General features: G+C 45.3%; 6 protein-coding genes. 4 read left to right on the forward strand and 2 right to left on the reverse strand.

From position 1 onward, the window contains the following. Nucleotides 1-8 precede the first annotated feature (8 nt). Nucleotides 9-2,696, forward strand: a complete 2,688-nt coding sequence (locus JGK11_RS06835; protein WP_293211063.1) for a ParA family protein — start codon at nt 9-11, stop codon at nt 2,694-2,696. A 178-nt stretch (nt 2,697-2,874) separates the two neighbouring features. On the opposite strand, the gene nuoB is transcribed toward JGK11_RS06835, so the two are convergent. Continuing rightward, the gene (nuoB, locus tag JGK11_RS06840) at nt 2,875-3,576 is read right to left on the reverse strand and encodes an NADH-quinone oxidoreductase subunit NuoB (protein ID WP_293186872.1); all 702 of its coding nucleotides are present in this window, start codon (nt 3,574-3,576) and stop codon (nt 2,875-2,877) included. Nucleotides 3,577-3,943: 367 nt separating this feature from the next. Here nuoB and cax point away from each other — a divergent pair, with 367 nt between their 5' ends. Beyond that, nucleotides 3,944-5,065: a calcium/proton exchanger gene (cax, locus tag JGK11_RS06845; protein WP_293186864.1), complete on the forward strand. Its 1,122-nt coding sequence runs from the start codon at nt 3,944-3,946 to the stop codon at nt 5,063-5,065. Nucleotides 5,066-6,189: 1,124 nt separating this feature from the next. Further along, the gene (locus JGK11_RS06850) at nt 6,190-8,253 is read left to right on the forward strand and encodes a serine/threonine-protein kinase (RefSeq protein WP_293193927.1); all 2,064 of its coding nucleotides are present in this window, start codon (nt 6,190-6,192) and stop codon (nt 8,251-8,253) included. A 150-nt stretch (nt 8,254-8,403) separates the two neighbouring features. Here JGK11_RS06850 and JGK11_RS06855 read toward each other — a convergent pair whose 3' ends face one another. Then, on the reverse strand, nt 8,404-9,042 hold the full coding sequence (locus JGK11_RS06855) for a transaldolase family protein (RefSeq protein WP_293193928.1): 639 nt from the start codon (nt 9,040-9,042) through the stop codon (nt 8,404-8,406). A gap of 634 nt (nt 9,043-9,676) precedes the next feature. Here JGK11_RS06855 and JGK11_RS06860 point away from each other — a divergent pair. Next, nucleotides 9,677-9,904 carry a hypothetical protein gene (locus tag JGK11_RS06860; protein ID WP_293174374.1) on the forward strand — a complete coding sequence of 76 codons (228 nt, stop codon included), beginning with the start codon at nt 9,677-9,679 and terminating at the stop codon, nt 9,902-9,904. Nucleotides 9,905-10,118 lie beyond the last annotated feature (214 nt).

Below are 10,118 nucleotides of genomic sequence, written 5' to 3' on the forward strand. Positions count from 1 at the left end.
ATACAGAGATGCAGGAAACCTGGCAAATATCACTTAAACGGGAGCTGACAGACTGTTATGTGCAGAGTCCGCAGGAATGGACTGACATCAATATTTCTACTTCTGGACTTTTGAATTTGACGATTGTGAGCAATACCTTTAATGGCTTATGTTTCGAGCGTCGAAAGGAACGAGTACATAGCATCCTTAGGAAATTTAAAATATCCCCAGGTTTTATTTCTTTATATACGGTAGACGAAGCAATTTCCCTGAATTTGTCACGCCCACAGCTTACAAATGGAAGTTCAGTGCAAACTTGGCAAGATTTAGCTTTGTGGGCTGCAAATCCACAAAATCAATCCCAACTTTCTCAACCTGAACCCCGCATTCCTCGAACCATCACATTCTATTCCTTTAAAGGAGGAGTGGGGCGAACAACTGCCTTAACCCATGTGGCTTGGATTTTAGCTATGCGCGGTCGAAAAGTTGTGGCTGTTGACTTAGATTTAGAAGCGCCTGGTTTAAGTACAGCTTTTAGTTTAAACCCACTACCTGAATTTGGTATTGTCGATTATTTTTATGAGCGCTCCTATTTGCCTGAAGAGTTAGAACCCAATATTTTAATCACTAAGATATTTGGTGAAGTTACAATACCTGATGCAACAGGAAGACTCTTTATTGTTCCTGCTGGTTATTTAAGTCTTGACTACATTGCTAAAGTTGATGATCTGCGAGCAACTACTATTCTGGATAATGGTGAAACCCTCTGGTCTATTTTTAGTCGTGAAATTAAAGAACAGCTAAAACCAGATGTGATCTTGGTGGATTCACGTACTGGAATCAATGAATGGGGTGCTTTATCTCTACTCCAGGCTGCTGATGAGGCAATTATATTTTTGTTTCCCAACGAACAAAATCGGCAAGGAATTGATCTTCTTTTAAAATCACTCAATTCTTTTGGCAAGCTGTCAATTAATTTTGTATTTTCACCTGTTCCTGATATCAGTGATACTGGAACGACTAAAGTTACAGAAATTTGGCAGCTTTTACGCAAAGTCATTGAGCGCGAAATAGATCGAGATGAACCAAATGAAAATGGTGATGACTTAGATGAGTCTCAATCTGAAATAGCAGAACCATTAATAGTACCTTACCTTCCCTCAATTGCTCTAGCAGATCGTCATCCTGTAACAGGATTGTTGGATTACTACAATCGAATTGCTAACTTAATTGATGAAGAAACTAATCAAATTCGCTCACAGGAAATTCTAGCTGCAACAGATACCGAACAACGCTGGAAAATTATTGAAAGCCTTCAATTTCGAGCCTTAAATGCTGCCGATCCTACGTCAAACCTTCTCGCTTTATTTCAGAAGACTGCTAATTTTGAAAAATTCTTAGATGAGACAACTTGCCTAATCAGAGGCAGAAAAGGAACTGGCAAGACAGCACTTTACTTGCTTTTATTAAAGCATGAATCTAAGGCTAGACAGCTAGCTCGCGATCGATTAGATTCTGTATTTTTCCTCTCGGGTCATGGTGGATTCCAGAACAGTCGCCCAACACGCAATGAATTTCAAATTATCAATCAAAGTCTAAAAGATAATGAGGGAACTTGGGAGGCATTTTGGCGAGCCTACCTGATATTTCGAGTTTATCAAGCAAGTTATTTAAAACTGCCAGATAAAGGGAGTCAAAAACCTAAATTTGAAAGTATACGCAACATTTTGAAGGGACTGCCGGGAGAAAACTGGCAGTCTGAACATACGCTCGCCTTAATTCAATTATCAACTGATTCGCAGTTGAGACTTGTTTTGTCGGATGTCTTAGACATTCTGAACGAACAGCAACGGGATAAAAATCAAACACTTTGGCTTTTATATGATGATTTAGATGAAGACTTCCCCGAAAAAGATGGAGTGAGACAGCAAGCTTTAAGTGGTTTGTTTCAACTTATTCAGGCTTGCGATGCCCGTCGATTAACATCAATTCGCTTTAAAATATTTATCCGAGAAGACATTTGGAATCGTTTAAATTTTGACAATAAAAGTCACTTCAATGGACGCGATCTTTTTTTGAAGTGGACAAGGGTAGATTTCTTGCGATTAGCTCTTCGCCAAGCCATGCAATCAGCAGAATTTAAAAATTTAGTCGATCGTTCTTCGCCTGTTGAAAACATTGATAGTGCTAATGAAGAAACCTTAAACCGCGCCCTAGACTTATTGTGGGGAATTCGTCGAAGAACCGGAGACAAAGCTAAATATGTTTATAGATGGGTTTACGAACGTTTATCAGACTCAAATAACACGGCTTTTCCCCGCAGCTTAAGTGCCTTGCTTGATGGAGCAAAAGAGCAGGAGTTAACTTACAAAGGACAAACATCAGTTAAGGCTCCAACCGATCGTTTACTGCGACCAATATCTCTGGAGATTGGTTTAGAAAAAGCATCAGAGGAACGTTGTGATGCCATTAAACAAGAATATCCTGAGTTATGCCAATTTTTTGAAGCTCTAGAAGGTGTTCCAGCTTTACCTACCAGACAAGACCTTGAGAACGCATGGCAGAAAAGTGTACGGGAAATATATCCTGACTTTGATGAATTTGCCAGTTTTTTAACTGAAATTGGTCTGGCTAAATGGCGGCAGAAAGAAACCCGTTATGGGTTTCCTGATATTTATGTGTATGGTTTCAAGATGATTCGTACAGGGACGAAGTAGCAAATTATGAATTTCATTGCCACTTCATCTACCATACCTAAACGAGCATGGTTAAATGACACCATCTTTCTATCCTCCCCAACAACCTGGCTCTTGGTGAAATCGCGTTCATTTCAGTTGAGGGAGGACAAAAAAGCGGAATGGTGCAGTCTCCTGTGCTAGTTGATTTCAATCATACTTAAGCTTCGATCGCCCGAATCGATTCCAACTCCCGTACAACAGGCAATCCCGATGCGACAAGTTCAGGCGGCACCTGATGGGTTTCCAGGTATTTTCCGTCGTGAATTAGCTGCACAACGTTCATCCGGTGAGGGCGGGTGTAATAGCGGTGGGTTGGTTCCGTCTTTTGCCTTTCTTGCAAGCTGTCGTTGGCAATTTTCTTGCGGAGTTTGACGATCGCATCCATAATCGCTTCCGGCCGCGGCGGACATCCAGGTAAATAAACATCCACCGGAATTAGCTTGTCCACACCGCGCACAACAGTCGGAGAATCTGCACTAAACATTCCGCCCGTAATCGTGCAAGCGCCCATTGCAATCACGTATTTGGGTTCGGGCATTTGTTCGTACAGCCGCACCAACACAGGAGCGTACTTCATGGTAATCGTGCCGGCGGTAATCATCAAATCTGCCTGTCGGGGAGACATCCGGGGAAATACACCTAATCGATCCAAATCGAAGCGGGAAGCGAGCATGGCGCTAAACTCAATGAAGCAGCAAGCAGTGCCAAACATCAGCGGATACAGGCTGGACATTTTTGCCCAGTTGTAAAGGTCATCGACGGTTGTGAAAATTACGTTTTCCGATAGCTGTTGCGTAACTTCGGGATAAGCAGCCGGATTGGCGATCGACAAATCTTCTGAAGCAATATCTCGTGTCATGTCAGGTGAATTCATGTTGACAAAACTCCTGGAACGATATAGCTGTTGGTTGTTCGTTGACACTCTAATTCTGGCATCGAATTTTAGCTCCCGCCACGAACTGTCAGATATCTTGATACTCGCGCACTCTCTCATCTTCAGAACAGGCAATTTATCTGTGTAGCAGCTTAGTTCTCGGCTGAGTCATTTTCAAATTATCGATCGACCTTTTCAATTTTATTAAGTATCTTCGCCAACTTCTGACCAAAAAAAGTGAGTAAGTGCGATCGCCCCAACCCTTAAACCAGCATCCAATTCCTTTCCCCCTCCCCTTGGCTAAACTTGCTGGCAGGCTATGATTGACGGTTGGGAGCTTTTCAGAATTTAAATGCTAAACACAACCAACATAATTTCCAGCCTGCTGCTATTTATCCCAGTTTCGATCGCCGGACACTTTCTCGGCTGGGAATCCTCCACAATCTTCATCACCTCCGCCCTAGCCATCATCCCTTTAGCAGCCTGGATGGGTACGGCCACCGAAGAAATCGCCGTTGTCCTCGGCGCCAACTTGGGGGGTTTGCTGAATGCTACCTTCGGAAATGCCACGGAATTGATTATCGGCATCGTCGCCCTCAACGCCGGACTAATAGATGTTGTTAAGGCCAGCATCACCGGTTCAATTATCAGCAACTTACTGCTGGTGATGGGATTTGCAATGCTGCTAGGCGGCTTGCGCTACAAAGAACAAGAATTTCAGCCCACAGTCGCGCGGTTGAATGCTTCCGCGATGAACTTAGCTGTGATTGCCATTTTGGTGCCGACGGCTGTTAATGTCACTTCTATCGGCATCGCCCCGGAAACTATGCAAAATCTCTCTAGCGCTGTTGCGATAGTCCTGATTATTGTCTACGTGCTGACTCTGCTGTTTTCGATGAAAACCCACAGTTATCTTTACGATGTAGGGGTGGCAGAAGTCGAAGGTCTCGAAGAATTAGCCGAAAGTAACTTAGCACCAGACAGTCCCGACCACAAGGTGAATCTACCGTTGTGGATTTCGGTACTGTTGGCCTGTACCGTCATGGTGGCGATCGAGTCAGAACTCCTGGTTAGTAGTCTAGAAGAAGCGACGGCGCGTTTGGGGCTGACATCACTGTTTACCGGGGTGATTTTAGTGCCGATTATTGGCAATGCTGCCGAACACACGACGGCGGTGACGGTGGCGATGAAAAATAAAATGGATTTGTCGGTTTCTGTGGCTATGGGCTCGAGTTTGCAAATTGCTTTGTTTGTTGCCCCGCTGTTGGTTTTGGTGGGTTTTATCGTGGGCCAACCGATGGACTTGAACTTCAATCCGTTTGAACTTGTAGCAGTTACGGTGTCGGTGCTGATTGCGAATTCTATCAGTTCTGATGGCAAGTCTAACTGGCTTGAAGGTACTTTGCTGTTGGCTGCTTATGCGGTTTTGGCGCTGGCGTTTTTCTTCCATCCCGTAATCGAAGGACTCGTTTAAAAGGGTAAAGAAGTCAAGCGTGAAGTCGGAAGTTCGGCAACGAGAAATGTGCGGGATTTAACTCATGTAACGGATAGAATTCCCGATTACCCATCAGTTATGCCGTCATCGGGAAGAGGGAAGTCCTAGGGAAGAAAGCAGAAGGAAGTTCGGCCTTACTCGCAATGTGCGGGATTTAACGGATGTAACGGATAGAATTCCCGATTACCCATCAGTTACGGCCTTACTCGCAATGTGCGGGATTTAACGGATGTAACGGATAGAATTCCCGATTACCCATCAGTTATGCCGTCATCGGGAAGAGGGAAGAAAGCAGAAGGAAGGAAGATGGAAAAGGCATTAGGCAGATGTTTGTCCCCCACTCTCCCCATCTCCCCCTCTCCCCCTCTCCCCCTCTCCCCCTTTCTCCCTCTCTTTTATTTCTTCCTTCCAGAGTGCTCCGGAGCGATCGTACAATGGAAAGCGGAAAACGAGCTAGAGTTCACTCCGCTTGACATTAGCGACGCGAAGGATTTAAATCAAGAGTGCTCATCAGTCTTGTACTGGGTGTGATACGATCGTCGCAGGTTGAAAATTGAGTATAACTAGACAACGTAAAAACTTAACTGGATTGTTGAGTACGCAGTCACACCGATCGGTGTTGCCGTCTAGGAAAACTCGTATTTGAACGAAAACCTGACTAGATCGAGACGATCGAGTACGGTAGGGCATACCGGAATTTACGCTTCAGGAGAAGACACTTTTACTTGACCTGGAGTAATCCAGTCGCAAGCAAGTGACTTCGTTGAACCAAGAATCTCAGTCACCAAGAGTGCTGAGAGTGCCAAAGTAAAACTTGATAGAGGTTAACTTACAGGGCGAAATAGTTATCTAAACTTAGTTAAAGCTCGCTGGACAAGATAAGTCTAGAAAGGCTATGATATCTGCAATGCCGAAAACCAAGGCTCAATTATCCGGTTTGTAAACCGCAGTTATGTCTGTACTAGCCAGCCTGTTAAGGTCGAGAAGGAAGTCCACAACTCGTTAAATTGGCTGAAAATAGTGGGTGACTCATGGCTAATAGCGACCGCTAGAATTGTTTTTGTTTTGTGTAGCAGCAACCTCAATCAGGGTTATGTGGCTTCGTGAGTTATTGCCTCAATCCCAAATGCCCGAATCCCTCCGATCCAGCCAACTCTGGTAAATCCGCGTGCATCCACTGCGGGTCTGAACTTTTGTTGCAAGGTAGATATCGGCTAGTCGCGCCTCTCGGAGGCGGTGGCTTTGGCAGAACATTTGAAGTGGACGACAACGGCGCCCGAAGAGTGCTCAAAGTCCTGCTGAAAGAACATCCCAAAGCTGTAGAACTGTTTAAGCAAGAAGCCGACGTATTGGTCAGGCTGAGACATCCAGGTATTCCAAAGGTCGATCGCGACGGTTATTTTACATTTTCGCCAGCTCACAGCACAGAGTCTTTTCACTGTCTGGTGATGGAGAAAATTGCTGGGGCCAATTTGCAAGACTGGCTGAAACATCGGGGCCGCCCGATCAGTCAAGAACAAGCTCTGAACTGGCTCAAACAACTGTCGGAAATTTTAGACCAAGTTCACCGACTCAACTATTTTCATCGGGATATCAAGCCGCACAATATTATGTGCAAGCCGAACGGGCAGCTAGTGCTGATTGACTTCGGGACTGCTCGGGAAGTGTCGGCGACTTATTTCGCTAAGGTGGGCCAGGGGCAAAATGTCACTGGTATTGTTTCCCCTGGCTATACCCCGCCCGAACAAACTAATGGCAAGGCTGTTCCGCAGTCGGATTTTTTTGCTCTGGGGCGCACTTTTGTTTATTTGTTGACTGGGAAGCCACCGACTGCGTTCCCAGAGAACCCCCGCACGGGCAGATTAATGTGGCGCAAAGGAGCTCCTCAGGTTTCCGACCCCTTGGCTAATGTCATCGATTACCTGATGGCGCCTTTTCCCGGAAATCGACCTCAAAGTCCGCAGATGGTTTTGCAGTGCTTGGAGGAAATTAATCTTGACGGTGCGGAAACTCAGTTACCAACTCAGTTGCCGACGACGGGACAAACTAAAATTCGCGGAACTTCCGGGGTGTCTGGGGCGACGAAGCAGACTTCCATCAACCGCCTCAAACCTCTGAATTCTGGTGGCTTGAACCAGTCGGAGCAAGAGGTTTTAGATTGGAAAAAGAAGTTGGTGGCGGGCGCTGCTGTTTTGATGCTGGGTATTGGCGCGTCTCAAATTTATGGTTCGATGCGTTACGGGGTGTTTCCGGCAAATCCGTTGTGGCTGCTTTCTAGTTTGCCTAGCAGTCAGTTTTTGCAAAGAAGTTTGGATAATGTCGGAAGTGTAAATGCGATCGCCCTGTCGCCGGACGGTCAAACTTTGGTCAGCGCCAGCTTTGGGACGATTAGAATTTGGAATCTGAAGACGGGACGCCTGGTGCGGACTCTGAATCCGGTGCATTCTAAAAAATCGGTTAGCACGCTAGCGGTGAGCCCGGACAATTCGACTTTGGCCAGCGGCGGCAATGACAATAATGTGATTTTGTGGGATTTGAAGACGGGGCGGCGGGTGCGGACAATTCCTGCTCACAAAGCCCCTGTCAACGCGATCGCCTTCAGCAGCGACGGTCAAAATCTGGCTAGCGGGAGCGATGACAAAACTGTTCGCTTGTGGAATGTCAGAACCGGCAGCAGGTTGCTGACTTTGACCGGTCACACCGGAGGAGTAAACGCGATCGCTCTGAGCCGAGACGGTCAAACTCTCGCTAGTGGCAGTGAGGACAAGACTGTGCGTTTGTGGAATCTTGACACCGGAGAAGTCAGAAGAATTATCACCGGTCACGGGGGCGCGGTTAATGCTGTGGCTTTTAGCCCGAACGGTCAAGTTGTGGCTAGTGCTAGCAGCGACAATACGATCCGTCTGTCGAACGTGCAAGACGGGAAGCGCACTCGCACTTTTAAAGGCCATTCGAGCTGGGTGAGGACGATCGCCTTTAGTCCCGACAGTCGCAGTTTGATCAGCGGGGGCGGAGATATTATAGTGTGGGATTTGAAGACGGGGAAAGAAAGAAACACTCTTTCTGGTCACGGCCAGTTTGTGAATTCTGTGGCTATTTCTAGAGATAACAAGACTTTGGTCAGCGGCAGTCCCGATCGCACGATTAAGATTTGGCGAATGCCATAATCGGTTGACTGTTGACTGTTGACTGTTGACTGTTGACTGTTGACAGAATTAACAATTAACAATTAACAATTAACAATTAACAATTACCAATGACCAATTACCAATTACCAATTACAAAATAATCAAGAGATTTTGCAAAGGGATTTGGTATTATCCGAAAATTCCTCGCCCGTTTTTGGCAAATTCATCTACTGTTTGCTGGGACAATTCGTGAACGGCCATTGCTTGCAATACGTCCAAAGGTAATGTCAAATGATGAGCGCCGGCTAATAAAGTCTTTACCGCTTCTTCCGGCGATTTAATGCTGGCTGCCAAAATCTCTGTATTCGTTCTCTGCAAAACATTTGCCATATCCCGCACTAAAGCAAAACCGTCTCCGAGGAGTCTGGTGGCGCGATTCACGTAGGCGATCGCATATTTGGCGCCGGCTTCTGTGGCAACAACGGCCTGGGCTGCACTGTAAATAGCCGTCACTGCACAAGGAATTTCCGGCGACAAATGGGCTACTGCTTGGAAGCCCGCCGCCGTTGCTGGAACTTTCAAAACTGTCTGTTGTCCAATTAATCCAAAAGCTGCCTTTCCTTCTACTACCATGCCATCAAAATCAGATGCTGTTAGCTGATAATAGACTTCCCCGGAAATCAGTTGTGCCAGTTGTTTTAGTGTCTCTTCAGGAGATAGCTCGCTTTTTGCCAAAAGTGTGGGATTAGTAGTAATTCCCGCTATCCACCCGAACTTGCTCGCCCGTATGGCTTCCGCTACAATTGCTGTATCAACATAAATCGCCATCGGCTCTACACCTTCAGTTTCTTAATATTTTCCAGACCCTTGCTTTCAGCTTGAGAGCGATCGCAGTCAAATTAATTGTTAAGCTTTAACCATATCAGAATTTCGGAAATATTACTGTTAAGTAAATATAACAATTCAGTGATGTGCATCACTGGCAGTGTGTGAGTTAGGAATGCTTCAACAGTTGACAGTTGACAGTTGACAGTTGACAGTTTAAGAGCGACCTCTACCTAGAAGGAAGAGGATTGGAGTAATGAATAGCGTGATTTTAATTTCTCCCGGGCGGGCGGGCTTTCAACCAATTCTGTCTGGTAATATCGTGCCTGCGGTCACGAGCGCAATGAAATTAGTTTGTATGGAGGACTCGCATTCCTCACTCAAAACCGGATCGCGGTTATTTTATCGGAAAATACGAGGTATTAATTCAACAGGACTTACCCAAAAAGAATGGGTTTCTGAGGGAAAGTGCATAAGTGCTGTTGAAGATATCTGATAACTGAACTCAAAACTTTCAAGTCTCTTGGTAACTGCGATTCTCGGGGACTGAAAAATTTACTTCCCAAATCCCGGATACAGATAAGTTGTATTTGTAGTCATGGTTATGTATCTAATCACTCAAGGAGGTGACTCAGAAATGACTGAAAAAGAAAATCAGCACCCACAAATCAGATTTGAGGCGTCTTCTGAACCAGCCCAATCGCAAAAAGCACCAGCAACCGCTGACGAATTTTCGGCAAATGTTCAGTCTGAAAATGCGTTTCAACTTATTCAAAATATCCAACAAGACAATTTAAAAGCTCTAGAACGTTTCTTGATGGCGAGCATAGATTGGAAGATTTCAGAATTTTCTAAACGCAAGTAATTTAGGGAGCGCTACCGCAACTGGCGAGTTCTGAGTTGTGAGTTGCGTTGGCAATTTTGTTTGACTCAAAACTGACAACTCTTGAACTTAAATAATTTGCTGTTCTTGATAAACAACGGCTCTTCTGGAGTCAAGGTGATAAGCAAACCTAATCAGAAAAGCAAGCTAATAGCCTTGCTCGAAAGTTATCAAAGTTCATAAAGCCATAGGCTTG

This window comes from Microcoleus sp. PH2017_34_RAT_O_A, from assembly GCF_020737885.1.
Lineage (GTDB): Bacteria > Cyanobacteriota > Cyanobacteriia > Cyanobacteriales > Microcoleaceae > Microcoleus.